This is a genomic window from Pseudomonas syringae group sp. 26L6, assembly GCF_032587815.1.
GTDB classification, from domain to species: Bacteria; Pseudomonadota; Gammaproteobacteria; order Pseudomonadales; family Pseudomonadaceae; genus Aquipseudomonas; species Aquipseudomonas amygdali.
The window spans coordinates 33,698-60,010 of the sequence record NZ_JAWHPJ010000024.1 but is presented as its reverse complement, the minus strand read 5'-3'; the positions used below and the strand labels follow the sequence as shown (position 1 = coordinate 60,010).

Sequence of the window (26,313 nt, the reverse complement as noted above, 5' to 3'; positions counted from 1 at the left end):
TATCGTTCCTCACGCTCCAGCGTGGGAATGCAGTTCTCGACGCTCTGCGTCGCAAAGAGGACGCGGAGCGTCCCGAACGGCATGCGACGCAGAGCGTCGCACGATAATTGAGTTATCTGCGCAGACCGACGCAGAGCTTCAGTACGATAGTTGGGATTATCGTTCCTCACGCTCCAGCGTGGGAATGCAGGTCATGACGCTCTGCGTCGCAAAGAGGACGCTCTGCGTCCCGAACGGCATGCGACGCAGAGCGTCGCACGATAGTGGATCGTGCGCTCAGCGCACCTGCCAGCCGCCGCCCAGTGCCTTGTACAGCGCGATGCTCGCCTGCAAGCGTGCCAGCCGTAACTGCACGCTCACGTCCTGCGCCTGATACAGCGTGCGTTGGGTTTCCAGTACCGTCAGTAAGTCCTCGGCACCTTCTTCATAGCGGCTCTGGGCAATGTTGAAAGCGGTTTGCGCCTGTTTGAGTTCTTCTTCGTGCCAGTAGCGTTGCTGGTCCAGGCCTTGAATGCTGTTCAGAGCTTTTTCGACGTCAGCGAAGCTGTTGATGATCGCTCCGCGATAGGTTTCCAGCAGCTCTTCCTGACGAGCTGTGGCCCTGTCGCGCTCGGCAGCCAGACGGCCATTATTGAAGATCGGCCCGACCAGACCGGCAGCCAGGCTGCTGAACGGTGCGCGCAACCAGTCTTCGGCGCGGGTGGCTTCGGTGCCGAGCCTGGCGCTCAGGGTCAGCTTTGGCAGCATGGCAGCGCGCGCCACCGTGACATTGGCTTGCGCCGCGGCCAGTTCAGCTTCGGCTTTGGCCAGATCCGGGCGGCGGGTCAGCAGTTCGCTGGGCAGACCGGGGCCGATGTCCGGCCAGTTCAGGGTGGCGAATGCCTGATCACCGAGGTTCAGATTCTGTACCGGCTGGCCGAGCAACGCTGCCAGGCTGATCAACTGCTCGTTGGCCAGTTGCTGAACGCGTGGCAGTTCGCGCTGCTGGGTCGCGACCAGGTTTTTCTGCTGCGCCAGTTCCAGTGCAGTGGCCGAACCCGAGTCGTAACGGGTCTGCACCAGCCTCAAAACGCTTTGCGCGTTGGCCAGGTTCAGCTCGGCAATCCGGCCTTGCTCGCGCGCCGCGAGGGTTTGCGCATAGCGGTCAGCGACGTTGCCGAGCAGGGTCAGTTCCACTGTCGCCTGATCGAATTCGCTGGCCCGCAGGCTTCGTAGCGCACTGTCGCGTCCGGCGGCGATACCGCCCCAGAAATCCACTTCATAGCTGGCGGTCAGGTCGCTGGTGAAGTTGTTGGTGTTGTTGTCGTCGGAAGGGTTGGCCTTGCGGTCGCTGTTGCGCACGAACTTGTTGCGTTCGCCGCGCAGGTCAAAGGCCAGCTCCGGGAGCAAAGGTGCGCCGCCAATGATGGCGGTGGCCTGCGCCTGACGCACACGCGCCATTGCTGCAGCGACTTCGTGGCTGTCGCGACTGGCCTGTTCGATCAGGCGATTCAATTGCGGGCTGCCGAACTGCTGCCACCAGCGGGCGTCGCTGCGCTGGGCGGCAGCGCTCTGGGCAAACGCCCAGCGTGCAGGTGGCTGAATGCCGCTGTCCAGGCGCGGAGCCGGGGTATTGCAGGCGGTCAGTAACAGGCAGACGGTCAAAAGGGAAAGGCTCGGCTTCATTGATTGTTCATTCACTGGTAAGGGCCGCAACCGGGTCGAGCCGGGCAGCTTTGCGGGCAGGCATGAAGCCGAAGATCACGCCGGTGACCAGTGCGCAGGCAAACGCTCCGGCCACTGCCGGCACGGTGAACGCAACCGCCACCTTGCTCAGCAACAAGGCTGCGCCCATGCCCAGCGCCAGCACGACACCGGCCAGCCCGCCGACCACGGAAAGCATCACCGCTTCGGTGAGGAACTGCCGCAGGATGTCGCTCTGCCGCGCGCCGGTGGCCATACGGATGCCGATTTCACGGGTGCGCTCACGCACGGTCATGAGCATGATGTTCATCACGCCGATGCCGCCGACCAGCAACGAGATGGCCGCAATCGAGCCGAGCATCAGCGACAGGGTGTTCTGGGTGCGTGCTTCAGCCTGGATCATCGCGGCGTTGTTGGTCAGCTCGTAATCCTGCTTGCCGTTATGCAGGCGTTGCAGCAGGTTGCGTATTGCTTCTTCGGCGTGTTTGACGTTGTTGGCATCGCGTGTAGCGATGGTGATGTACTCGGGGTCCTGCGAGCCAAACAGACGGATGCTGGCCGCCGAGTAGGGAATGGCGATGCGGTTGTCGCTGTCCAGGTCACCGGAAGTGGCACCTTTTTCCTCAAGCACGCCGACCACCTGAAACGGCACGTTTTCGATCAGGATGTACTGGCCAATAGGGTCGGTATGCTCGCCGAACAGTTTCTGGCGAACTTTGTAACCAATCACTGCCACGGCGGCAGCACTTTGCTCATCCGCTTCGCTGAAATAACTGCCTTCCACTACCGGCCAGTTGAAGATCGCCGGAAAGTGCGTGTCGTTGCCGCCGACATAACTGGAATGATCGACGTTGCCGTAGCGCACGCCGGCCTGTCCGCCGTTGACCGGCATGATCATTTTTACCTCGGGCAGCTCGCCCAGCGCCGCGACCTCTTCAAGCGTGATGATGCCCTTGGGTGCACGCGGGTTGGGGGCCTTGCCGTTGAGGTAAATGATGTTGGAGCCGAACGAGGACATCTGTGCCATGACCTGGCGCTTGCTGCCTTCACCGACCGCCAGCATGACCACCACGGATGCAACGCCGATGACGATACCCAGCAGCGTCAGCGCGGTACGAAAGCGGTTGATCCACATCACCCGCCACGCGGCCTGAACCGCGTCGAGCAGTTCGCCTTTCCACGCCCCGCGACTGCCGCTGCCGTCGCTCAGACGCTTGCGCAGGTCGACGGCCTGTAGCGCAGCGGGGTTGGCTGAACGTGGCGCAGACAGATCGCATGCGGTATCGCTGACCACCAGGCCGTCGCTGATCTCGATGACCCGTTTGGCGCGGGCTGCGACTTCCCGGTCATGGGTGATCAGGATCACCACATGGCCCTGGCTGGCCAGTTCGTCCAGCAGCGCCATGACCTCGGCACCGCTGTGGCTGTCCAGCGCACCTGTGGGTTCGTCGGCGAGGATGATATGCCCGCCATTCATCAAGGCGCGGGCAATGGACACCCGTTGCTGCTGACCGCCAGACAGCTGGTGTGGCCGGTTGCCGGTGCGCGACCCCAGGCCCAGCCGGTCGAGCAGTGCGGCAGCTCGGGCGTGGCGCTCTGCGGCGGGTGTGCCAGCGTAGATGGCTGGCATTTCAACGTTTTCCTGTGCCGAGCCGGAAGGGATCAGGTGGTAGCCCTGAAACACAAAACCGAATGCCTCGCGGCGCAGCCAGGCGAGTTCGTCGCTGCCCAGATCGGCGACGTTTTCCCCGGCGAACAGGTATTCACCCGAGGTCGGGCGATCGAGGCAGCCGAGGATGTTCATCAGTGTCGACTTGCCGGAACCGGAGGCGCCGACAATCGCTACGAATTCCCCGGCATGGATCGATAAATCGATGCCACGCAGAACGTTGACCAGCGGGCTGTCGCCACCGCCGTAGGATTTGCGGATGGCGCGCAGGTCGATCAGCGGCGTTTGCATTCAGCCCCCGCTGCCGACAGAAGCCGGCACCAACAGGCGATCACCTTCATTCAAACCGTCGAGCACCTGCACGCGCAGGCGGTCGCTGATGCCGGTGCGTACCTGACGGTTTTGCACTTCGCCATTGGCGGACAGCACCTGCGCGATCTGCACATCGGCCTGAGGACCGTTCTGCAAGGCTGCGAGCGGGGCGGTCAGGGTGTTCTGCGCGCTGCCGGCGACGAAGAATATCTGTGCGGTCATTTCTGCCATCAGTGCCTGGTCGCTGTTATCAACGTCCAGCAGCACGGTGTACAGCACAACCCGACCGCCGCCGCTCTTGCGCGCACTGCTCGGACTGCCGCCGCCCTGATTGGCTTGATCCAGCGGTCTGGGCGGCACTGGCAGAATTTGCCGCACCGTGCTGCTCCAGCGCCGATTGCCACCGCTGAGAGTGGTGAAGTAGGCCGTCATGCCGGGTTTGACATGGCCAATATCAGCTTCCGAGACTTCGGCCCAGACTGTCATGGGCGACAAGCGGGCGATGCGCAGAATCAGCGGCGTCTGCTGTTGCGCGTTCAGGGTCTGACCTTCTCGCGCATCCAGTGCGACCACCGTGCCGCTCATGGGGGCGTAGATGCGCGTGTAGCCCAGCGCCGCCTCGTCACTGCGCAGCGCCGCCTGAGCTTCCAGGATCTGTGCCTTGAACATGTCGACCCGTGCCTGTGTGGCACGAAATTCCGATTCCGCAGCCTGCACGTCTTCGGCACGCGTGGCACCGCCCGCCGCAAGGCGTTTCTGACGTTGTTGCTTCTGTTCGGCCAGCTCGTGCAGCGCCCGCTGCTCCTGAAGCTGGGCCTTGAGGTTTTCGATGGCGTAACGCGCGGCGTCCAGCCTGGCTTTTTGTGTCGACGGATCGATTTCGACCAGCAAGTCGCCTTCCTTGACCTGATCGCCGACCTGCGCGTGGATTTTCATGATCTGCCCGGTGGCCTGCGAGCCAACGTCCACATAGCTGCGTGGCTGCAAAGTGCCCAGTGCGGTCACGCTGTTTTCGATGTTGCTGCGGGTCACCGTCACGGTCGCTGCATGACCTTTGCTGTCGGGCATGATCTGCCAGGCACACACGGCGATGACCGGGAACAGGCACAGCGCCACGAGAAGGGCGCGTCGAGGAGGGCGAGAGCGTTTCATGCAGGTTCCTGGGGTGGGAAAAATCAACCGATCGACGGACGCCGGCTGCAGAGCGAGCCTTTATATAGAGCTGCCCTTTAAACGAGGGATGAGGACGGGAATTTAGCGTCGGCTGCAGGTTGCATTGCGCGAGTAAATTTTGCGTCTGCGCTTCGTTTAAGGGGAGCGGCTAATTCGGGTCGTCTTGTCGAGTTGGAGTCAGCGTGATTATTTCCAGACCCCTGTGCGGTTTTGTGTTTGCAGGTCTTTCTTTCGCGGTGATATTGCCTGCCCAGGCCCTGGTTGCCGCGGATCATCAGGCCGCCCGTGCCGAAATCCGGCGTACCGGTTTTGGCGTGCCGCATATCGTCGCCGCCAATGAGCGCGGTCTGGGTTACGGCATCGGTTATGCGTATGCGCAGGACAACCTGTGCCTGCTGGCCAACGAAATCGTCACCGTAAACGGCGAGCGCTCACGCTATTTCGGGCCGGACAAGGCGACCCTTGAGCAACGCAGCAACATGGCCAGCGACCTGCTGTTCAAGTGGCTCAACACGCCTGAGGCACTGGCTGATTTCTGGAAAGCCCAGCCGCCCGAGATTCGCCAGTTGATGCAGGGCTATGTCGCCGGCTACAACCGCTCGCTGGGTGAGCAGAAGGCCAAGGGGCTGCCGCAGCCTTGCGCAGCCGATTGGGTTCGACCGATCAGTACCGATGATTTGCTGCGCCTGACTCGCCGCTTGCTGGTCGAGGGCGGCGTAGGGCAGTTCACTGAGGCCTTTGCCGGTGCCAAACCGCCTTCTGCGCAAAAGCCATTGCAGGTTGATAGCCAGCAGGTTCAGGCGCTGCAATTGGCCGCTGTGCGCAACCAGCGCTTTGCCCTGGAGCGTGGCAGCAATGCCGTTGCAGTAGGGCACGAGCTGTCCGCCAATGGGCGCGGCATGCTGTTGGCCAACCCGCATTTTCCATGGGGCGGCGGCATGCGTTTCTATCAAATGCACCTGACCATTCCTGGCAAGCTCGACGTGATGGGCGCCGCATTGCCGGGCCTGCCGCTGATCAATATCGGTTTCAACCGGCATCTGGCCTGGAGCCATACCGTCGACACGTCGAAACACTTCACCTTGCATCGCTTGCAGCTCGACCCGAAAGACTCGACCCGTTACCTGCTGGATGGAAAATCCATCGCTATGGGCCAGCAGCAAGTCAGCGTCGAGGTGAAGCAGCCGGACGGTAGCCTCAAGGCTGTGCCACGCATCATTTATTCCTCGAAGTTCGGCCCGGTGGTGCAGTGGCCGGGCAAGCTGGACTGGGATGACAAGTTCGCCTTCAGCCTGCGTGACGCCAACCTGGAAAACGACCGTGTGTTACAGCAGTGGTATTCGATGGACAAGGCTGACAGCCTCAAGGCGTTTCAGGATTCGGTGCACAAGATTCAGGGCATTCCGTGGGTCAATACCCTGGCGGTCGATGCCAAAGGGCAGGCGCTGTACATGAACCTCTCGGTAGTACCGAACGTGGACGCCGCCAAGCTCGCCAAGTGCAGTGACCCGCGTATCGGCACCGAGCTGATCGTGCTCGACGGCTCGCGCAGTGAATGTAACTGGGACATATCCGCGGAGGCGGCTCAGGCGGGTATTTATCCGTCCTCACGCCAGCCGCAACTGTTGCGTAGCGACTTTGTGCAGCATTCCAATGACTCTGCCTGGATGGTCAATCCCGCGGCACCACTGAAGGGATTTTCGCCGTTGATCAGCCAGGACGGTCAGCCACTCGGTCAGCGTGCGCGCTTCGCGCTGGATCGGCTGGGCAGCCTGCAACAGGCTGGCAAGGTCAGCGCCGAGAATCTGCAAGCGATGGTCATGGACAACGAGGTGTATCAGGCCGGGCAAGTGCTGCCGGATCTGTTGAAGTTCTGTGCTTCGGAGCTGGGTGATGATGTAACGCGTCTGACGCCGTTGTGCGCCGCCTTGAAAGCCTGGGACGGACGCGCTGATCTGAACAGTGGCATCGGGTTCGTGTACTTCCAGCGGATCATGACATCCATGCAAGGCGTTGCCTCGCGCTGGCGTGTGGTGTTCGACCCGCAGAACCCGATCCATACGCCAACCGGGCTGGCCATTGAAAACCCTCAGGTTGCCAGCGCACTGCGCGCCGCCATGCTTGCGGCGGTTGATGAGGTGGCCAAGGCCGGTCTTTCGCCCGAGAGTAAATGGGGCGACATTCAGGTCTCCAGCCTCAGCGGCAAACCCATTCCGATTCATGGTGGCCCGGCCGGGCTCGGCGTCTACAACGCCATGCAGACCATCGCTGGCAAGGACGGCAAGCGTGAGGTGGTGAGCGGCACCAGCTATCTGCAGGTGGTGACGTTTGATGAGCAGGGGCCCAAAGCGCAAGGCCTGCTGGCGTTCTCTGAATCGAGCAACCCGCAGTCGGCCCACTCGAGGGACCAGACCGAGGCGTTTTCGAAAAAACAGTGGAGTGAGTTGCCGTTCACCGAACAGCAAATCAAGGCTGATCCAGCGTATCAGGTGCAGGCGATCAGCGAGGAGGGCAGCCGCTGAACATGGCAGGAGAAGCGTTTGGGCCGGGCGGCCCAAATGCGCTTGCCTGTCGGGATTAGCCGCCGGGCGTATCGATATCGGCGTCAACACCTTGGGTAGGCTGATGATTGCGCAGATCCTCGGTTTTTTCCTCAGGCTCATGGTCAGGCACGTAAGCGCTGTCGCCGGATGACTGGCTTTGGCTTTGGCTTTGGCCTTGAGACTGAGACTGGCTGGGAGCAGGGCTTTTGCCCTGATTCTGGCATCCACCTTTTTCCGTTTCTGGTTCTACGTCCGCAACCTGTGGCTCGATGGCCGGGTCGTTGCGGTCTGCGCCCTGGTCAGCGGGCGTATGCTGGCCCGGTGGCTGTTCTTTCTGACGTTGCGGTTCGATGGACATGAGTACCTCGATATCTGTTTCAGAAAATGGTCTGACAGGGTTTCGAAAGGTAGCCATATGGATCGTTCGATTCAGTTGCCGAACGGTGCTGAAGGAGGGTGATGCAGGATTGGGTGTTGTGTGAGGCTACGGGAGGTACGATGTTCGCGAAGGGGGCCGTACAGTTGCATGAGATGCATTGAACGGAATATAGCCTTCGCGAACAGGTTCGCTACAGAAGATATAGGCAGCGCGGTTAGAGCACTTTTTTGATTGCGTCGCACACGGCATCAATATTCTTCTGGTTCAGCGCCGCCACGCAGATACGCCCGGTATCCAGCGCGTAGATGCCGAATTCGCTGCGCAGGCGTTGTGCCTGTGCGGCGGTCAGGCCGGAATAGGAGAACATGCCGCACTGACGGCCGACAAAGCTGAAGTCCTGACCGGCCGGGTTATCCGCCAGGCGCTCGACCATGGCTTTGCGCATGCCTTGAATGCGCACGCGCATCTCGCCGAGTTCTTCTTCCCACAGGGCGCGCAGTGCCGGGTCATTGAGGACGGCAGCGGAAATGATTGCGCCGTGGGTCGGCGGGTTGGAGTAGTTGGTGCGGATCACGCGCTTGACCTGCGACAGAACGCGGGCAGTTTCTTCTTTCGATTCGGTAATGATCGACAGCGCGCCCACACGTTCGCCATACAGCGACAGCGACTTGGAAAACGAGCTGGAGGCGAAGAAGGTCAGGCCCGACTCGGCGAACAGGCGCACAGCCAGTGCATCTTCCTGAATGCCTTGACCGAAGCCCTGGTACGCCATGTCCAGAAACGGTACATGGCCCTTGGCCTTGACCACTTCCAGCACTTTTTTCCAGTCATCCAGGCTCAGATCGACGCCAGTCGGGTTGTGGCAGCAGGCGTGCAGCACAACCACAGAGTTGTCTGGCAGGTTCTGCAGGTCTTCAAGCATGCCGGCGCGGTTCACGTCGTGGGTGGCTGCGTCGTAATAACGGTAGTTCTGCACCGGGAAACCTGCGGTTTCGAACAGTGCGCGGTGGTTTTCCCAGCTTGGGTCGCTGATCGCTACCACTGCGTTGGGCAGCAGTTGCTTGAGGAAGTCGGCACCGATCTTCAAGGCACCTGTGCCGCCGACCGATTGAGTGGTCAGCACACGGCCTGAAGCGATCAGCGGTGAATCAGCTCCCAGCAGCAGTTTTTGCACGGCCTGGTCATAAGCGGCAATGCCGTCGATCGGCAGGTAACCGCGCGGCGCGTGCTGGGCGACACGGATCTTTTCAGCTTCAGCCACGGCACGCAGCAGAGGAATGCGCCCCTCTTCATCACAGTAGACGCCTACGCCAAGGTTGACCTTGGTGGTGCGGGTGTCGGCGTTGAAGGCTTCGTTGATACCCAGGATCGGATCGCGGGGTGCCATTTCGACAGCGGAGAACAGGCTCATTGTGCGGCGGCTCTTGATGAAGAGTGGGTAGGGATGCACGCTGCGGCTGAATGCGCCAAAGCGGTGCACAAACAGGGCTTAGTATAGAGAGCATCCCCTCGCCGGGCGACAGGTCGGGGCGGCTTTTTTCGAGGTTATGTGCATATTTTCAGAACGTTCGTCCCGTTCGAGCCTCAATGCTTTAAGTGCGTGACTTGAAAGGCCAGCATGTGGCTCCATCTAGTAAGCATCATTTCAAGACATCGCAGCACGCCCTTTCCCGGCGGGACCTGGCGTTGGCGATGATTTCGTCATGGCCTGTCAGTCCATTCAGGTGAGGCGAGCCCTTTGCGCGATCCCGTCGCGTACGAATCAAGTCGCGTATGAACCAAGAGGTAGGATATGTCCGAGTTCCAGCTCGTTACCCGTTTTGAGCCAGCCGGCGATCAGCCCGAGGCCATTCGCCAACTGGTCGAAGGGATCGACGCAGGGCTCGCGCACCAGACCTTGCTGGGGGTGACCGGCTCGGGCAAGACGTTCAGCATCGCCAACGTGATCTCTCAGGTGAAGCGCCCGACGCTGGTCCTGGCACCGAACAAGACCCTGGCCGCGCAGTTGTATGGCGAATTCAAGGCGTTCTTCCCGAACAACGCCGTGGAATATTTCGTTTCCTATTACGACTACTACCAGCCCGAGGCCTATGTGCCGTCGTCTGACACCTTCATCGAGAAGGATGCGTCGATCAACGACCACATCGAGCAGATGCGCCTGTCTGCAACCAAGGCGCTGCTGGAGCGCAAGGACGCGATCATCGTCACCACGGTGTCGTGCATCTACGGCCTGGGCAGCCCGGAAACCTATCTGCGCATGGTCATGCACATCGACCGTGGCGACAAACTGGACCAGCGCGCCCTGTTGCGACGACTGGCCGACCTGCAATACACCCGCAACGACATGGACTTCGCCCGTGCGACGTTCAGGGTGCGTGGCGATGTCATCGACATCTACCCGGCCGAATCCGATCTGGAAGCGATCCGCGTCGAGCTGTTCGATGATGAGGTCGAAAGCCTGTCGGCGTTCGATCCGCTGACCGGTGAGGTGATCCGCAAGCTGCCGCGCTTCACGTTCTACCCCAAGAGCCATTACGTTACCCCGCGCGAGACGCTGATCGAGGCAATGGAAGGGATCAAGGTCGAGTTGCAGGAGCGTCTTGAATACCTGCGCACTCAGAACAAGCTCGTGGAAGCCCAGCGTCTGGAACAACGGACCCGCTTCGATTTGGAGATGATGCTGGAGCTGGGCTACTGCAACGGTATCGAAAACTACTCGCGCTACCTGTCGGGCCGTCCGTCCGGTGCGCCGCCTCCGACCCTGTTCGACTACCTGCCTGCCGATGCCTTGCTGGTGATCGACGAGTCTCACGTCAGCGTGCCGCAGGTCGGCGCGATGTACAAAGGCGACCGCTCACGCAAGGAAACCCTGGTTGAGTACGGGTTTCGTTTGCCATCGGCGCTGGATAACCGGCCCATGCGCTTTGACGAGTGGGAAGCGATCAGCCCGCAGACCATTTTTGTCTCGGCGACGCCGGGCAACTATGAAGCGGAACACGCGGGACGTGTCGTCGAGCAGGTAGTACGCCCGACTGGTCTGGTGGACCCACAGATCGAGATTCGCCCTGCGCTGACCCAGGTCGACGACCTGTTGTCGGAAATCCACAAACGTACGGCGCTGGAAGAGCGGGTACTGGTCACCACGCTGACCAAGCGCATGTCAGAGGATTTGACCGATTACCTCAGCGACCACGGGGTGCGAGTGCGTTACCTGCACTCGGACATCGATACAGTTGAACGTGTCGAGATCATCCGCGACCTGCGTCTGGGTACCTTCGATGTATTGGTGGGGATCAACCTGCTGCGCGAGGGCCTGGACATGCCGGAAGTGTCGCTGGTGGCGATTCTCGATGCCGACAAGGAAGGTTTCCTGCGTTCCGACCGTTCGCTGATTCAAACCATCGGTCGGGCTGCGCGTAACCTCAATGGCCGGGCGATCCTGTACGCCGACCGCATCACCGGTTCCATGGAGCGCGCCATTGGCGAAACCGAACGGCGCCGCGATAAACAGCTCGCCTTCAACCTTGAGCACGGCATTACCCCAAAAGGCGTGTTCAAGGACGTTGCCGACATCATGGAAGGTGCCACGGTGCCAGGCTCGCGCAGCAAGAAGCGCAAGGGCATGGCCAAGGCCGCCGAAGAAAACGCTCGCTACGAAAACGAACTGCGCTCGCCGAGCGAGATCAACAAGCGCATTCGCCAGCTGGAAGAAAAAATGTACCAGTTGGCCCGCGACCTGGAATTCGAAGCTGCGGCGCAGATGCGCGACGAGATTGGCAAATTGCGCGAGCGGTTGCTGGCGGTTTGAGAGAGGGGTGATGCTCTGTCTCACAAGCCTGCGTCGCGCCATGCGCTCAAGATCGGACGCAGAGCGTCCAGAGCGGCGTTACCACGCTGGAGCGTGGTAACGATAGGTAAACTATCGTGCGACGCTCCGCGTCGTCATGCCATTCTGCGCCGCACCGCACATTCAAGATCGGCGCTCGTAGTCGCTGCACATAGAAAAAGCGCTTTTTGATCACGGTGGTACTGACGACGCAGAGTGCGACCTTAGTGACGGCTGAGTCCTGGCGCTGATCCGGGGCTAGCTTGGCAGGACGCCAGGCTAGCCGCACCGGACCATGGATGGTCCGGTGCGGCGACCCCCGGATCAGTGCCAGGGCGAAGGAACCCGACGAAGTCGGGCCGGAAACAGGAGCGAAGGACTTTGCTCACTTTGGTCCCTCACAGTGAGTCGCCGAGGGGCGAAAAAGTGACCTGAGTCGAACCCTAATCTACCTGAAACCACAGAACCGCCGTGTGACGCGGAGCGTCACGAACTGCATTCCCACGCGGAGCGTGCGGAACGATAGGTGTTCCGGCGATTACCTTTCACGCTGGAGCCGCATGCCCCCAGCCTGTTAACATTCCGCGCTTGATTGACCTATTTCGGGATTTTCCATGACCACCGTTCGTACCCGCATCGCGCCATCGCCCACGGGCGACCCTCACGTCGGCACGGCCTACATTGCGCTGTTCAACTATTGCTTTGCCAAACAGCATGGCGGCGAGTTCATTCTGCGCATTGAAGACACCGATCAACTGCGCTCGACCCGCGAGTCCGAACAGCAGATCTTCGACGCACTGCGCTGGCTGGGTATCGAATGGAGCGAAGGGCCGGATGTCGGTGGTCCACACGGCCCGTATCGTCAAAGCGAGCGGGGCGATATCTACCAGAAATACGCGCAGCAACTGGTCGAGCTGGGTCACGCCTTCCCGTGTTTCTGCACCGCCGAAGAGCTGGACGAGATGCGCGCCGAGCAACAGGCCAAGGGTGAAACCCCGCGCTATGACGGTCGCGCCTTGCTGCTCTCCAAGGAAGAAGTACAACGCCGTCTGGACGCTGGCGAGCCCCACGTGATTCGCATGAAAGTGCCGACCGAAGGCGTCTGCGTCGTGCCGGACATGCTGCGCGGCGAAGTCGAAATCCCGTGGGACCGCATGGACATGCAGGTCCTGATGAAGACCGACGGTCTGCCGACCTACTTTCTCGCCAACGTGGTCGATGACCACCTGATGGGCATCACCCACGTACTGCGCGGCGAAGAATGGCTGCCATCGGCACCCAAACTGATCCTGCTTTACGAGTACTTTGGCTGGGACAAGCCACAGCTGTGCTACATGCCGCTGCTGCGTAACCCGGACAAGAGCAAGCTGTCCAAGCGCAAGAACCCGACGTCGGTGACCTTCTACGAGCGCATGGGCTTCATGCCTGAAGCCATGCTCAATTACCTGGGGCGCATGGGCTGGTCGATGCCGGACGAGCGCGAGAAGTTCTCGTTGCAGGAAATGGTCGACAACTTCGACCTGTCGCGTGTCTCGCTGGGCGGGCCGATCTTCGATATCGAAAAACTGTCCTGGCTCAATGGTCAGTGGCTGCGTGATCTGCCGGTCGAGGAGTTTGCCAGCCGATTGAAAACGTGGGCACTGAACCCAGACTACATGATGAAGATCGCACCGCACGTGCAGGGCAGAGTAGAGACCTTCAGTCAGGTCGCTCCGCTGGCCGGGTTCTTCTTCGCCGGTGGCGTTACGCCCGATGTGAAGCTGTTTGAGCACAAGAAGCTGTCCCCGGAGCAGGTCCGTCAGGTGATGCAGTTGATCCTGTGGAAACTGGAGTCGCTGCGTCAGTGGGAGAAAGACCGGATCATGGGTTGCATCCAGGCCGTCGTTGAGCACCTCGAGCTCAAACTGCGTGACGCCATGCCCCTGATGTTTGCGGCGATTACCGGCCAGGCCAATTCGGTCTCGGTGACCGATGCGATGGAGATCCTCGGTCCGGACCTGACCCGCTTCCGCCTGCGTCAGGCCCTGGATTTGCTGGGTGGCGTTTCGAAGAAAGAAAACAAGGAATGGGAAAAGCTGCTGGGCTCCATTGCCTGAGGCGTTCCCTGTTCCTGTCAGTCGCCCCCGGTTTTCCGGGGGTTTAAAGGTAAGTGGTTGTATTACCGACAAAAAAGTTTGGAAAATGTAAAAAATAAATTTGACAGCCCTGTCACTCACGCTTAATATGCGCCCCGTCCACTGATGTGGGGCTTTAGCTCAGCTGGGAGAGCGCCTGCATGGCATGCAGGAGGTCAGCGGTTCGATCCCGCTAAGCTCCACCAAATTTAGCGTTTCAGAGCGCTGCTACACTGCTCTGAAACGATGTGAAACAAGCGGATCCAGCAATCGTTTGTTTTGTAAGAAGGTTTTGTCCCCTTCGTCTAGTGGCCTAGGACACCGCCCTTTCACGGCGGTAACAGGGGTTCGAGTCCCCTAGGGGACGCCAGTTTCACCGAGTGATACTTCAACGTTGATCTCCGCCGCGAGGCGATAAATCCGGGGCTTTAGCTCAGCTGGGAGAGCGCCTGCATGGCATGCAGGAGGTCAGCGGTTCGATCCCGCTAAGCTCCACCAAATTCGCCAGGGTTCATCGTTCGATGAACCTGACTGAAGGTTTTGCGTCCCCTTCGTCTAGTGGCCTAGGACACCGCCCTTTCACGGCGGTAACAGGGGTTCGAGTCCCCTAGGGGACGCCACGATTTCCCGCTCTGCGGGACCAAGGGTCATTCGATTATTGAATGGCCCTTTTGTTTTTTCAGGGTTTGAAAAATCGCCCTTCCTGCTTCTATTTATTCCCACAGGTATGTGTTCAGCCTGCAATTGCGGTTTCAGCCCTTTTATCCGGGCTTATTCAGACTTGTGTATGACTTTGAGCGCTGGAGCGTGAGGAATGTACAGGTCCTTTCGCGAACAAGTTCGCTCCCACGGCCTTCGGCCAGAATCAAAAGCAGACGCGCCACTATCCTGACTTCGCTACACTCCCGCCAATCACATTCACTCAAGCAGGAGCACGCATGGTCTGGGATCGGGCAACGCCTTTCGTCATTGATCTGAACGTCGGCGCTGAAGACATCGACGGGCTGGGGCATGCCAATAATGCCGTGTACGTCTCCTGGCTGGAGCGCTGTGCCTGGCGGCATTCGCAGTATCTGGGCCTGGACCTGACCGAATACCGGCGTCTGGACCGGGCCATGGCGGTGGTCAGACACGAGATCGACTATCTGGCCAGTGCCTATGAGAACGATGAACTGCAACTGGCGACCTGGATCGTCGATTGGGATCGCCGCCTGAAAATGACCCGTTGCTTTCAGCTCAAGCGACCCGCCGACAACCTGACGTTGCTGCGCGCGCAAACCACCTTTGTCTGCATCGAACTGTCCAGCGGTCGGCCCAAGCGCATGCCCGCCGAGTTCATCGAGGGCTATGGCGCAGCCATCCCTGACGGCACCGTTCCCAATCCGCACGCCGGGCAGTAAACTGCCGGACTTTTTTTCGAGTGTGACCCATGCAAATTGCTCTGGCGCCCATGGAGGGGTTGGTCGACGACATCCTGCGCGATGCCCTGACGAAAGTAGGTGGTATCGACTGGTGCGTGACCGAATTCATCCGGGTGTCCGAGCGCTTGATGCCTGCGCACTACTTTTACAAATACGCTTCGGAATTCCACAAAGGCGCGAAGACCGACGCAGGTACGCCTTTGCGGCTCCAGCTGTTGGGCTCCGACCCAGTGTGTCTGGCCGAGAACGCCGCGTTCGCCTGTGAGTTGGGCGCACCGGTACTGGACCTGAACTTCGGTTGTCCGGCCAAGACTGTCAATCGCTCCCGTGGTGGCGCAATCCTGCTCAAAGAGCCGGAACTGCTGCATTCCATCGTCAGCCAGGTACGCCGTGCCGTGCCCAGGCATATTCCAGTGACCGCCAAGATGCGTCTGGGTTACGAAAACACCGATGGCACGCTGGACTGTGCCCGGGCACTGGCTGACGGCGGGGCTGAGCAAATAGTCGTTCACGCACGCACCAAGGTCGACGGTTACAAGCCGCCCGCCCACTGGGAGTGGATTGCGCGCATTCAGGAGGTGGTCAAGGTCCCAGTGGTGGCCAACGGTGAAATCTGGACCGTTGATGATTGGCGTCGTTGCCGGGAAATATGCGGCGCACGCGACATCATGATTGGTCGCGGGCTGGTGGCGCGCCCTGATCTGGCCAGGCAGATAGCTGCGGCACAGAAGGGTGAAGAGGTCGTGCCGATGACCTGGGATGAGTTGCAGCCGATGCTGCGTGCTTTCTGGCAGGCTTGTCTGATCAAGATGACGCTCATTCAGGCGCCGGGTCGTCTCAAGCAATGGTTGGTGCTACTGACCAAGAGCTACCCTGAGGCGACCCTGATGTTCAATGCGCTACGCCGCGAAACCGACTGTGATCGAATCGGCGTGATGCTGGGCTGTCTGCCTGGCTGCTCACCCGAAAGCTAACCCCGACGAACGGTCGAAAAAAACCTGAAAAAAGTCTCTTGAAAAGTGAATGGGTATCCCTATTTTGCTGATCAAGCGATGCCGAAAACGGGTCGCGTACACCACTCGCTGATAAACAGGAGAATTGTTATGGCTACTGCATTTTCTCTGGCTCCACTGTTTCGCAACTCAGTGGGTTTCGACCGCTTCAACGACCTGTTCGAGTCGGCGGCACGAAATGAGACAACCAGCGGCTACCCTCCCTACAACGTGGAGCGGCATACCGATGATCATTACCGGATCGTGATCGCTGCAGCAGGCATGCAAGAGCAGGACCTTGAGCTACAGGTCGAGAAGGGCGTATTGACCGTGATCGGCAACAAGCGCGAGCAGGAAGCCGACAACGTGACCTATCTGCATCAGGGTATTGCCCGGCGTGAATTCAAGCTGTCGTTCAGGCTGGCCGACAATATCGAGGTCAAGGGTGCCGACCTGTCTCACGGTCTGTTGAGCATCGACCTGGTGCGCAACGTGCCGGAAGAGGCAAAACCAAAGCGCATTCCGCTTAATGCCCAGAAAGTACTGGGCAACTGATGAGCCAGTCTACAGAAGAGGCGCCTTCGGGCGCCTTTTCTGTGTTCACTCCAGAGACGCAGTTTCCTGAAACTGCCGTTTTAGCAGCAGGTTCTCGAACTGCGGACCCGGAAGTGGTTCGCTGAACAGGTAGCCTTGATAGTTGTAACAGCCCACTCTTTCCAGGAACGCCAGTTGCTCCGGCGTTTCGACGCCTTCAGCGATGACGTTAAGGTTCAGGCTCTGAGCCATGGCCACGATGGCGCGGATGATTTCTGCGTCGTTGGGGTCGCTGGTGGCGTCCTGAACGAAGGACTGGTCAATCTTCAGCGTATCCACCGGCAAGCGCTTGAGGTAAGTCAGTGAGGAATAGCCGGTGCCGAAGTCATCCATCGCAAAACTCACGCCCAATTCCTTCAGGCTGAGCATTTTGAGGATGGTGTCGTCAAGGTTCTGGATGACGATGCCTTCAGTGATTTCCAGCTTGAGCATGGAGGCAGGTAATTGATGCTGCTTGAGGCTGTGTTGCACGCGCTCGATAAAGTCGTTCTGGCGGAACTGACGCGGACTTATATTGACGCCCATCAGGAATTTGTTTTTCGAGATCAGCCCCTGCTTTAAAAGCAGGCCTCCGGTTTTGCAGGCCTCGTCCAGAATATGGCTGCCGACCTCCAGAATCATCCCGCTTTCTTCAAGTATCTGGACAAACTGATCAGGTGACAGCAACCCGTATTCAGGGTGCTCCCAGCGCAGCAGTGCCTCTGCACCGGTAATGTACTGGTCCCGGCAATCGATCTGGGCCTGGAAGTGCAGCTGGAATTCGTTGCGGGTCAGCGCCAGTCGCAAGTCGTTTTCAAGACGCAGGCGCTGGCTGACGGCCTGCTGCATGGATACATGGAAAAACTGTGACGCATTGCGTCCGGAATCCTTGGCGCGATACAGCGCAATATCGGCCCGTTTGAGCAAATCGGCAGGGGCCAGGCCATCGTCCGGAATCAGAACGATGCCGATGCTCGGCGTAACCTGCAGGCGATGACCGTCGAGGAACATCGGTTCGGCCAGCAGCTCGCGAAGGTTGTCGGCCAGCACGCGGACCTGCTGAGTGACTTCATCACGGGTGCCGTCCAGCCCGCAGATCAGCACCACGAACTCGTCACCGCCCAGGCGGGCCACGGTGTCCTCCTGACGTACGCTGGCCTCCAGGCGCGCGGCGATGATGCTCAGCACGCTGTCGCCCACCGGGTGGCCAAGTGAGTCATTGATGTGCTTGAAATGGTCCAGGTCGAGAAACAGCAGGGCACCGCGCAGGTTCTGGTGCTGGAGCAGCGAGACTTGCTGGCTGAGGCGGTCCATCAGGAGCGCGCGGTTGGGCAGCCCGGTGAGCGGGTCGTGATAAGCCAGATGCTGAACCTGTGCCTGGGCGGTTTTCAGCTGGCCGATGTCTCGGGCGTTCATCAGCAGGCAGGCGGTGTTGTTCAGGGTGATGAACTCGACCGATATGTCCAGCACCAGGGGCGCGCCGTGCTTGTCCTGACCATTCATTTCCCGATGATGCACGCGGCCTTTCTGGCGTAGTTCGTCAATCATGTATTCGCGCTGCACAGTGTCGGACCAGATACCGATTTCGTGGGCTGTGCGGCCCAGGACTTCCTGAGCGCTGAAGCCAGTCAGGCGACAGAAGCCGTCATTAACCTCTACATAGCGGCCGGACTCGATTTCAGTGATGGTGATCGAGTCCGGGCTTGAGTGAAATGCTTTGGCAAACTTCTCCTCGCTGGCCTCCAGCGCTGACTGGACGCACTGTTGGGTGATGTCCAGCACGGTTCCCGACAGCTTCACGGCCTGGCCATGTTCATTGCGATAGATTCGTGCACGGCTTTCAAGCAAGCGCGATGTGCCGTTTTGCAACTGAAAACGGTAGGTCACCTGCAGGCAATCCTGCTGGTTTTCCAGCGCCGCAGCATAAACTGCGCGCATGCGTCGTCGCTCTTCAGCGGGCAGGCTGCCGAAGAACTGCCGGGCATCCTCGTCGAAGGGCAGTGCCGCCATGCCGTGCAGCGCAGACGCACGCGCCGAGGCTTGCAGCCGGTTGCCGGTAATGTCCAGATCCCAGGTGCCCATATGCGCCAGTTCCAGCGCCAGTTCCAGACGGTCCCGGGTTTGCTGGAGGACGTGCTCCGCGCCTGTCGGCGGCAGGCTCGGGGTGGCTGCCTGTGCAGGGACTTTCAGCACGGAGTTATCCGGTGGGTTGGACATGTGATCACGAGCCTTTAATCGAAAGAACCGATAGGGCGATCAGTCTGCAGTTTGCAGCATGGTCTACCTACTATGTCTGCGCATCGAGCAGTTTCATGAATGCTCTTGCTGCATTCGATAGCGTGCGTTCGGTATGCAGGATGTAGCCTAGCTGGCGATTGAGTTGCACGCCCGGCAATGGAATGCGCGCCACTTGTTCGTCGAGCATGGTGCGTGGCAGAACGCTCCAGGCAAGGCCAATGGAGACCATCATCTTGATGGTCTCCATATAGTTGGTACTCATCGCGATGTTGGGCTTGAGGCCCTGGGCTTCGCACAAGCCGCTGACAATGTGATGGGTAAACGTGTTACCGCCCGGAAATACTGCCGGATAGCGCACGACATCCTCCAGTTTCATGGGGCCGCTGTTGGCCAGCGGATGTTCCGGTGCCGCGACGAAGTCCAGCGGGTCGTCCCACACGGGCACGGCGCGGATCAGCGTATGCGGTTCGGGTGCGAGTGTAATGACTGCCAGTTCGGCGCGCCCGTGAAGAATTTCCTCATAGGCAATTTCCGAGTCCAGGAACTGAATGTCCAGTGCGACCTTTGGATAGGTCCGGGTAAATGCCCGTAATACCGGTGGCAGGCGATGCAGGCCAATGTGGTGACTGGTCGCCAGAGTCAGCCGCCCGGTGACTTCGCCTGTCAGGTTGGTCAGCGCGCGGCGAGTGTCATCCAGAACGTTCAGAATCTGATAGGCACGTGGCAGCAGGGCGCGTCCGGCCTCGGTGAGGCTGACTTCCCGACCCAGGCGGTCGAACAGGCGCACATTCAATTGTTGCTCCAGACCGGCAATGCGCTTGCTGATGGCTGGTTGAGTCAGGTACAGGCGTTCGCCTGCCCCGGAAAAGCTGCCGGTCTCGGCGATGGCAATAAAAGCATTAAGGTTGGCGAGATCCATGGTCGGATTCCATTTGGTTATCCAAAGTATGAAAATTATGAATTTGAGTTATTTAAGCATATTCCATACGATGACCGCACAAGCCAAGGGGTCATCGTCACGATTGCCCAAGGCATAGAAACAAGCTGATGAGGAAGTACGTCCGATGGCCGGGAAAACGCTCTACGACAAGCTCTGGGATTCGCATTTGGTCAAGCAGCGCGACGACGGTTCGGCGCTGATCTACATTGACCGCCATATCATCCACGAAGTGACCTCGCCGCAAGCGTTCGAAGGCCTGCGGCTGGCGAAGCGCAAGCCATGGCGGATCGACTCGATCATCGCCACGCCTGACCATAACGTGCCGACCACGTCGGAACGCAAGGGGGGTATCGACGCCATTGAAGATCAGGTGTCGCGCCTGCAGGTGCAAACCCTCGACGACAACTGCGACGAGTACGGTATTACCGAATTCAAGATGAACGATCCGCGTCAGGGCATCGTTCACGTGATCGGCCCGGAGCAGGGCGCAACCCTGCCAGGCATGAGCGTGGTCTGCGGCGACTCGCACACCTCGACCCACGGCGCATTTGGTGCGCTGGCGCACGGTATCGGCACTTCCGAGGTCGAGCACGTGCTTGCGACTCAGTGCCTGGTTGCCAAGAAAATGAAGAACATGCTGGTCTCGGTCGAAGGGCAACTGCCGTTCGGCGTGACGGCTAAAGACATCGTGCTGGCCGTGATTGGCAAGATCGGTACGGCAGGCGGTAACGGTTACGCCATCGAGTTCGCCGGCAGCGCAATTCGCGACCTGTCGATCGAAGGCCGCATGACCATCTGCAACATGTCCATCGAAGCCGGTGCCCGGGTCGGCATGGTTGCCACCGACGAAAAGACCGTCGAGTACGTCAAGGGTCGTCCGTTTGCCCCTAAAGGTGCGGAATGGGACCTGGCAGTCGAGGCCTGGAAGGATCTGGTTTCCGACGCTGACGCTGTATTCGACACCGTGGTCAGGCTGGACGCCGCGCAGATCAAGCCACAGGTCAGCTGGGGCACTTCGCCGGAAATGGTGCTTGCCGTCGATCAGAACGTGCCGGACCCTGCGCAAGAGCCGGATCTGGTCAAGCGTGGCTCCATCGAGCGCGCCTTGAAGTACATGGGCCTGAAGGCCAATCAGCCGATCACCGATATCCAGCTGGACCGGGTGTTCATCGGTTCCTGCACCAACTCGCGGATCGAAGACCTGCGCGCGGCTGCCGACGTCGCCAAGGGCCGCAAGGTGGCTGCGACCATCAAGCAGGCCATCGTGGTGCCGGGTTCGGGCCTGATCAAGGAACAAGCCGAGAAGGAAGGGCTGGACAAAGTGTTCATCGAAGCCGGTTTTGAATGGCGTGAGCCGGGCTGCTCGATGTGCCTGGCGATGAACCCGGACCGCCTGGGTTCCGGCGAGCATTGTGCATCCACGTCCAACCGCAACTTCGAAGGCCGTCAGGGCGCTGGCGGCCGCACGCATCTGGTAAGCCCTGCGATGGCTGCCGCGGCGGCGGTCAATGGCCGTTTCATTGACGTTCGCGACTTGATCCAGCTCTGAGGAATCCAGCATGAAAGCCTTTACCCAGCACAATGGCCTGGTCGCTCCTCTGGATCGTGCCAATGTCGACACCGACCAGATCATCCCCAAGCAGTTTCTCAAGTCGATCAAGCGCACGGGTTTTGGCCCGAACCTGTTCGATGAGTGGCGTTATCTGGATGTGGGGCAGCCGTATCAGGACAACTCCAAGCGTCCGCTGAACCATGACTTCGTGCTCAACCACGAGCGTTATCAGGGTGCAAGCGTGCTGCTGGCCCGGGAAAACTTCGGTTGTGGCTCCAGCCGCGAGCATGCGCCGTGGGCACTGGAAGAGTATGGTTTCTGCGCGATTATTGCGCCGAGCTACGCGGACATTTTCTTCAACAACAGCTTCAAGAACGGCCTGTTGCCGATCATTCTGTCTGAAGCCGAGGTCGACGAGCTGTTCAAGCAGGTCGAGGCCAGCCCCGGCTACCAGTTGAGCATTGATCTGCAGGCACAGACCGTGACCCGTCCCGACGGCAAGGTGCTGAGCTTTGAAATCGATGCGTTCCGCAAACACTGTCTGCTCAATGGCCTGGACGACATCGGCCTGACGCTGATGGACGCTGACGCCATTGCCAGTTTCGAAAGCAGGCATCGCGCCGGTCAGCCGTGGCTGTTCCGCGACTGATTCATTCATTGCAACCTGTCTGTTTGCCAGCAAGGGGCCCTGCGCCTTGCTGGCAAAAGTGTTTAAGACAGGTGATAAATTTTTCGCCGCTGCGAGCGTTATAAACAGGCGTTGTTCACGACGCCGATGCACAAAATCGAGGATGTTATGAGCAAGCAGATTCTGATTCTCCCAGGTGATGGTATTGGTCCGGAAATCATGACCGAAGCGGTCAAGGTGCTGGAACTGGCCAACGAAAAGTATCAGCTGGGCTTTGAATTGACCCACGACGTGATCGGCGGCGCAGCCATCGACAAACACGGCGTGCCGCTGGCAGACGAGACCCTGGATCGCGCCCGTGCGGCCGATGCCGTACTGCTGGGCGCAGTCGGCGGCCCGAAATGGGACACCATCGAGCGCGACATTCGTCCTGAACGCGGTCTGCTGAAAATTCGTTCGCAACTGGGCCTGTTTGGCAATCTGCGTCCGGCGATCCTTTACCCGCAACTGGCGGATGCGTCGAGCCTCAAGCCGGAAATCGTTGCCGGTCTGGACATCCTGATCGTCCGTGAACTGACCGGTGGCATCTACTTCGGCGCGCCACGCGGCACTCGCGTGCTGGATAATGGCGAACGTCAGGCCTACGACACGCTGCCGTACAGCGAAAGCGAGATCCGCCGCATCGCCAAGGTCGGTTTCGACATGGCCATGGTGCGTGGCAAAAAGCTCTGCTCGGTAGACAAGGCCAACGTGCTGGCGTCCAGCCAGCTGTGGCGCGAAATCGTCGAGCAGGTGGCCAAGGATTACCCTGAAGTCGAACTCAGCCACATGTATGTCGATAACGCCGCCATGCAGCTGGTTCGTGCGCCCAAGCAGTTCGATGTAATCGTGACCGACAACCTGTTCGGCGACATTCTGTCCGATCAGGCGTCGATGCTCACCGGTTCCATCGGCATGCTGCCGTCGGCTTCGCTGGACACCGCCAACAAGGGCATGTACGAGCCTTGTCATGGTTCGGCGCCGGACATCGCCGGCAAAGGCATTGCCAACCCGCTGGCGACCATTCTGTCGGTATCGATGATGCTGCGTTACAGCTTCAACCTGACCGATGCGGCTGACGCCATCGAGAAGGCGGTCAGCGTGGTACTGGATCAGGGCATTCGCACCGGCGACATCTGGTCGGAAGGCAAAGTCAAAGTTGGTACGCAGGAAATGGGCGATGCAGTAGTCGCCGCGCTGCGGAATCTGTAATCTCTCTGGCCCGCCGCCTGCTGTGCATGCGCAGAGCGGTGGTCCCACTTTTATTCAAGGTGTAGTTGCGATGAAACGTGTAGGTCTGATCGGTTGGCGCGGCATGGTCGGTTCCGTGCTCATGCAGCGGATGCGGGAAGAGCAGGACTTCGATCTCATTGAGCCGGTGTTCTTCACTACTTCCAATGTCGGTGGCCAGGCGCCTTCGGTGGGCAAGGATGTTGCGCCACTGAAAGACGCCTACAGCATCGACGAGCTGAAAACCCTGGACGTAGTGCTGACCTGTCAGGGTGGCGACTACACCAATGAGGTGTTCCCCAAGCTGCGCGAAGCCGGCTGGCAGGGTTACTGGATCGATGCCGCCTCCAGTCTGCGCATGCAGGATGACGCCGTTATCGTGCTTGACCCTGTGAACCGCAAGGTTATCGATCAGCAGCTGGATGCGGGCACCAAAAACTATATCGGCGGCAACTGCACGGTCAGCCTGATGCTGATGGGCCTGGGCGGTCTGTTCGACGCCGGGCTGGTCGAGTGGATGAACGTCATGACCTATCAGGCGGCCTCCGGAGCCGGCGCGCAGAACATGCGTGAGCTGATCAGGCAGATGGGTGCCGTGCATGCCTCGGTGGCCGATGATCTGGCCAACCCGGCCAGCGCCATTCTGGATATCGACCGCAAGGTGGCTGAAGCCATGCGCAGCGAGTCGTTCCCTACCGAGAACTTCGGTGTGCCACTGGCGGGCAGTCTGATCCCGTGGATCGACAAGGCGTTGCCGAACGGCCAGAGCCGCGAAGAGTGGAAAGGCCAGGCCGAGACCAACAAGATTCTCGGTCGCTTCAAGAGCCCGATCCCGGTCGACGGCATTTGCGTACGCATCGGTGCCATGCGTTGCCACAGTCAGGCGCTGACCATCAAGCTGAACAAGGATGTGCCAATTGCGGACATCGAAGGCTTGATCAGCCAGCACAACCCGTGGGTCAAGCTGGTGCCGAACAACCGTGAAGCCAGCATGCACGAGCTGAGCCCGACTGCCGTAACCGGCACCATGAGTATTCCGGTGGGCCGTTTGCGTAAACTGAACATGGGTTCGCAGTACCTGGGTGCCTTTACCGTGGGTGACCAGCTGTTGTGGGGCGCGGCAGAGCCGCTGCGCCGCATGCTGAGAATCCTGCTGGAGCGTTGAGGCTTCGGTTTTACAGCAAACCCGCTTTCCGAAAGGAAGGCGGGTTTTTTAGTGCCTGATACTTTTGATTGACTGTCTTTTTTCCCTATATATGGGATTGAAATTTACATATTGAGATAAGTGTAACAACGGGTTTATAGTCGTCCTGCACTCACTTCCAAAAAAACAACAGGTGACGCAATGCAGGCGCAATTGATCGCGCTCGATTGGGGGACAACCTCACTTCGTGCTTATCGACTTGGCGAACATGGCCAGGTACTGGAACAGCGCGCATTGAGCGCGGGCATCATGCAGTTGCCGACCACGCCGCGGCTGATCGCGGGGCAGTTCTGCAGTGACGGTTTCGAGTTGGCCTTTGACCAGGCGTGCGGCGACTGGCTCGATGCCCAACCGGACCTGCCGGTGATTGCCTGTGGCATGGTCGGCAGCGCACAGGGCTGGCGCGAGGCGGCCTACCGGGAAACGCCGGCCAGCGTCAATGAGCTGAGCGCAGCGCTGCAGACGGTGCGCAGCGTGCGCGGCGTGACGGTGCACATCATCCCCGGCGTCCTGCAACGCTCGACCCTGCCCAACGTCATGCGTGGCGAAGAAACCCAGGTGCTGGGTGTGCTGGCCGGCCTGGACGCCGGGCAGAGCAGCCAGCAGCTGCTGATCGGTCTGCCCGGCAGCCACTCCAAATGGGTGCAGGTAGAACGGGGTCGCATTGTTCACTTCGACACCTTCATGACCGGCGAGGTCTACGCCGCGCTCTGCGCGCACACTATTCTGGGACGCACCATGCAGCCTTCGGAGGCGTTCGACGAGCAGGCGTTTGACCGCGGCTTGTCGATTGCCCTGTCCGACGCGGGCTCTGCAGGGCCGCTGTCGACGATTTTCAGCGCACGAACGCTCGGCCTTACCGGGCAATTGGCTGCCAGTGCGCAACCTGACTATCTTTCCGGCCTGTTGATTGGCCATGAACTGGGCGCCATCGCCAGGCTGCATCTGCACAACCACGAACAATTGCCTGCGGTGATCCTCATCGGCAGCGATTCGCTGTGCACGCGCTATGCACGCGGGCTGGCCGTTTGTGGCTTTCCCGGCGTGACATTGGCCGAGCAGGCGACCGAGCGCGGCCTCTGGCAGGTCGCCGTTCAAGCCGGCCTGATCGCGCGCCGCTCGTCCCAACACATTCGAGAGGTTTGACATGCTCAAACAAGCATTGAAGGAAAACGGTCTGGTCGCAATCCTGCGCGGCCTGCGTCCCGAGGAAGCGCCTGCGATTGGCGATGTGTTGTACGGGGCCGGGTTTCGAGTCATCGAGGTGCCGCTCAACTCTCCACAGCCGTTCGACAGCATCCGCTTGTTGCGCCAGCAACTGCCAGCCGATTGCCTGATCGGTGCGGGAACGGTGCTGACCCCGGAGCAGGTGACTCAGGTCAAGGATGCCGGAGGGCAGGTGATTGTCATGCCGCACAGCGACGCCAAGGTGTTGCGTGCCGCCAAGGCTGCCGGGCTGTTCCTCTCACCGGGCGTGGCGACGCCGACCGAAGCCTTTGCCGCGCTGGCCGAAGGAGCTGATGTACTGAAGCTGTTTCCTGCCGAGCAGATGTCGCCCGCGGTGGTCAAGGCGTGGCTGGCGGTCCTGCCCAAGGGCACGATTCTGCTGCCGGTCGGGGGTATTTCGCCGGACAACATGAAGGTGTTCCTTGATGCCGGCGTTAAAGGCTTTGGCCTGGGCTCCGGGCTATTCAAGCCAGGCATGAGCGTCGCCGACGTTACTGAGCGCGCCCAGGCCTATGTGGCTGCCTGGAAGCAGCACAGCGCAACGCTTGCAGACTGACCGGCACCGGTAGT

At 60.0% G+C, this 26,313-nt stretch carries 19 protein-coding genes and 4 tRNA genes; 16 read left to right on the top strand and 7 right to left on the bottom strand.

Annotated elements, in window-relative coordinates:
* Window positions 1-276: 276 nt before the first annotated feature.
* From RYA97_RS13520 to RYA97_RS13510, 3 genes are read right to left on the bottom strand one after another with little or no spacing between them, the layout of a single operon-like run.
* A complete protein-coding gene (locus RYA97_RS13520) occupies window positions 277-1,665 on the bottom strand; it encodes an efflux transporter outer membrane subunit (RefSeq protein WP_016982549.1) in 1,389 nt (462 codons plus the stop codon).
* Between the two features lie 7 nt (window positions 1,666-1,672).
* Window positions 1,673-3,643, bottom strand: a complete 1,971-nt coding sequence (locus RYA97_RS13515) for a MacB family efflux pump subunit (protein WP_016982550.1) — start codon at window positions 3,641-3,643, stop codon at window positions 1,673-1,675.
* Window positions 3,644-4,816 carry an efflux RND transporter periplasmic adaptor subunit gene (locus RYA97_RS13510; protein ID WP_004664641.1) on the bottom strand — a complete coding sequence of 391 codons (1,173 nt, stop codon included), beginning with the start codon at window positions 4,814-4,816 and terminating at the stop codon, window positions 3,644-3,646.
* 209 nt (window positions 4,817-5,025) lie between these two features.
* Here RYA97_RS13510 and RYA97_RS13505 point away from each other — a divergent pair, with 209 nt between their 5' ends.
* Complete coding sequence (locus RYA97_RS13505; RefSeq protein ID WP_316892488.1) at window positions 5,026-7,359, top strand: acylase; 2,334 nt, start codon at window positions 5,026-5,028, stop codon at window positions 7,357-7,359.
* Between the two features lie 55 nt (window positions 7,360-7,414).
* Here RYA97_RS13505 and RYA97_RS13500 read toward each other — a convergent pair whose 3' ends face one another.
* Together RYA97_RS13500 and RYA97_RS13495 are read right to left on the bottom strand one after the other, a co-directional pair.
* On the bottom strand, window positions 7,415-7,738 hold the full coding sequence (locus RYA97_RS13500; protein ID WP_016982552.1) for a hypothetical protein: 324 nt from the start codon (window positions 7,736-7,738) through the stop codon (window positions 7,415-7,417).
* A 235-nt stretch (window positions 7,739-7,973) separates the two neighbouring features.
* The gene (locus RYA97_RS13495) at window positions 7,974-9,170 is read right to left on the bottom strand and encodes an amino acid aminotransferase (RefSeq protein ID WP_016982553.1); all 1,197 of its coding nucleotides are present in this window, start codon (window positions 9,168-9,170) and stop codon (window positions 7,974-7,976) included.
* A 381-nt stretch (window positions 9,171-9,551) separates the two neighbouring features.
* Here RYA97_RS13495 and uvrB point away from each other — a divergent pair, with 381 nt between their 5' ends.
* The 9 genes from uvrB (at window position 9,552) to RYA97_RS13450 (ending at window position 16,667) form a co-directional block, all read left to right on the top strand.
* Complete coding sequence (gene uvrB / locus RYA97_RS13490; RefSeq protein ID WP_002552947.1) at window positions 9,552-11,567, top strand: excinuclease ABC subunit UvrB; 2,016 nt, start codon at window positions 9,552-9,554, stop codon at window positions 11,565-11,567.
* A gap of 632 nt (window positions 11,568-12,199) precedes the next feature.
* Window positions 12,200-13,681, top strand: coding sequence for a glutamate--tRNA ligase (gltX, locus tag RYA97_RS13485; protein ID WP_005734390.1), 1,482 nt, complete (start codon window positions 12,200-12,202; stop codon window positions 13,679-13,681).
* Between the two features lie 148 nt (window positions 13,682-13,829).
* Window positions 13,830-13,905, top strand: a tRNA-Ala gene (locus tag RYA97_RS13480).
* An 88-nt stretch (window positions 13,906-13,993) separates the two neighbouring features.
* Window positions 13,994-14,069: transfer RNA gene (locus RYA97_RS13475), tRNA-Glu, on the top strand.
* A 52-nt stretch (window positions 14,070-14,121) separates the two neighbouring features.
* Window positions 14,122-14,197, top strand: a tRNA-Ala gene (locus RYA97_RS13470).
* A gap of 46 nt (window positions 14,198-14,243) precedes the next feature.
* Window positions 14,244-14,319: transfer RNA gene (locus RYA97_RS13465), tRNA-Glu, on the top strand.
* A gap of 318 nt (window positions 14,320-14,637) precedes the next feature.
* Complete coding sequence (locus RYA97_RS13460; RefSeq protein ID WP_004658990.1) at window positions 14,638-15,099, top strand: acyl-CoA thioesterase; 462 nt, start codon at window positions 14,638-14,640, stop codon at window positions 15,097-15,099.
* 29 nt (window positions 15,100-15,128) lie between these two features.
* Window positions 15,129-16,094, top strand: a complete 966-nt coding sequence (locus RYA97_RS13455; RefSeq protein ID WP_005745236.1) for a tRNA dihydrouridine synthase — start codon at window positions 15,129-15,131, stop codon at window positions 16,092-16,094.
* Between the two features lie 129 nt (window positions 16,095-16,223).
* The gene (locus RYA97_RS13450) at window positions 16,224-16,667 is read left to right on the top strand and encodes an Hsp20 family protein (protein ID WP_005745237.1); all 444 of its coding nucleotides are present in this window, start codon (window positions 16,224-16,226) and stop codon (window positions 16,665-16,667) included.
* A gap of 45 nt (window positions 16,668-16,712) precedes the next feature.
* Here the strand turns inward: RYA97_RS13450 and RYA97_RS13445 are convergent, their stop codons facing one another.
* Together RYA97_RS13445 and RYA97_RS13440 are read right to left on the bottom strand one after the other, a co-directional pair.
* On the bottom strand, window positions 16,713-18,902 hold the full coding sequence (locus RYA97_RS13445; RefSeq protein WP_117139871.1) for a putative bifunctional diguanylate cyclase/phosphodiesterase: 2,190 nt from the start codon (window positions 18,900-18,902) through the stop codon (window positions 16,713-16,715).
* Window positions 18,903-18,972: 70 nt separating this feature from the next.
* On the bottom strand, window positions 18,973-19,842 hold the full coding sequence (locus RYA97_RS13440; RefSeq protein WP_002552953.1) for a LysR family transcriptional regulator: 870 nt from the start codon (window positions 19,840-19,842) through the stop codon (window positions 18,973-18,975).
* A gap of 145 nt (window positions 19,843-19,987) precedes the next feature.
* On the opposite strand from RYA97_RS13440, the gene leuC reads away from it, so the two are divergent.
* The 6 genes from leuC (at window position 19,988) to RYA97_RS13410 (ending at window position 26,299) form a co-directional block, all read left to right on the top strand.
* Window positions 19,988-21,412 (top strand): 3-isopropylmalate dehydratase large subunit, encoded by a 1,425-nt coding sequence (gene leuC / locus RYA97_RS13435; RefSeq protein WP_002552954.1) that lies wholly within the window; start codon window positions 19,988-19,990, stop codon window positions 21,410-21,412.
* Between the two features lie 10 nt (window positions 21,413-21,422).
* Window positions 21,423-22,064: a 3-isopropylmalate dehydratase small subunit gene (leuD, locus tag RYA97_RS13430; protein WP_005753311.1), complete on the top strand. Its 642-nt coding sequence runs from the start codon at window positions 21,423-21,425 to the stop codon at window positions 22,062-22,064.
* A 147-nt stretch (window positions 22,065-22,211) separates the two neighbouring features.
* Window positions 22,212-23,294, top strand: coding sequence for a 3-isopropylmalate dehydrogenase (gene leuB / locus RYA97_RS13425; RefSeq protein WP_004658980.1), 1,083 nt, complete (start codon window positions 22,212-22,214; stop codon window positions 23,292-23,294).
* 70 nt (window positions 23,295-23,364) lie between these two features.
* On the top strand, window positions 23,365-24,477 hold the full coding sequence (gene asd / locus RYA97_RS13420) for an aspartate-semialdehyde dehydrogenase (protein WP_002552957.1): 1,113 nt from the start codon (window positions 23,365-23,367) through the stop codon (window positions 24,475-24,477).
* Window positions 24,478-24,657: 180 nt separating this feature from the next.
* Window positions 24,658-25,662 carry a 2-dehydro-3-deoxygalactonokinase gene (locus RYA97_RS13415; RefSeq protein ID WP_117139870.1) on the top strand — a complete coding sequence of 335 codons (1,005 nt, stop codon included), beginning with the start codon at window positions 24,658-24,660 and terminating at the stop codon, window positions 25,660-25,662.
* A gap of 1 nt (window position 25,663) precedes the next feature.
* Window positions 25,664-26,299, top strand: a complete 636-nt coding sequence (locus RYA97_RS13410; protein ID WP_057404341.1) for a 2-dehydro-3-deoxy-6-phosphogalactonate aldolase — start codon at window positions 25,664-25,666, stop codon at window positions 26,297-26,299.
* The last annotated feature ends 14 nt before the right edge of the window (window positions 26,300-26,313 follow it).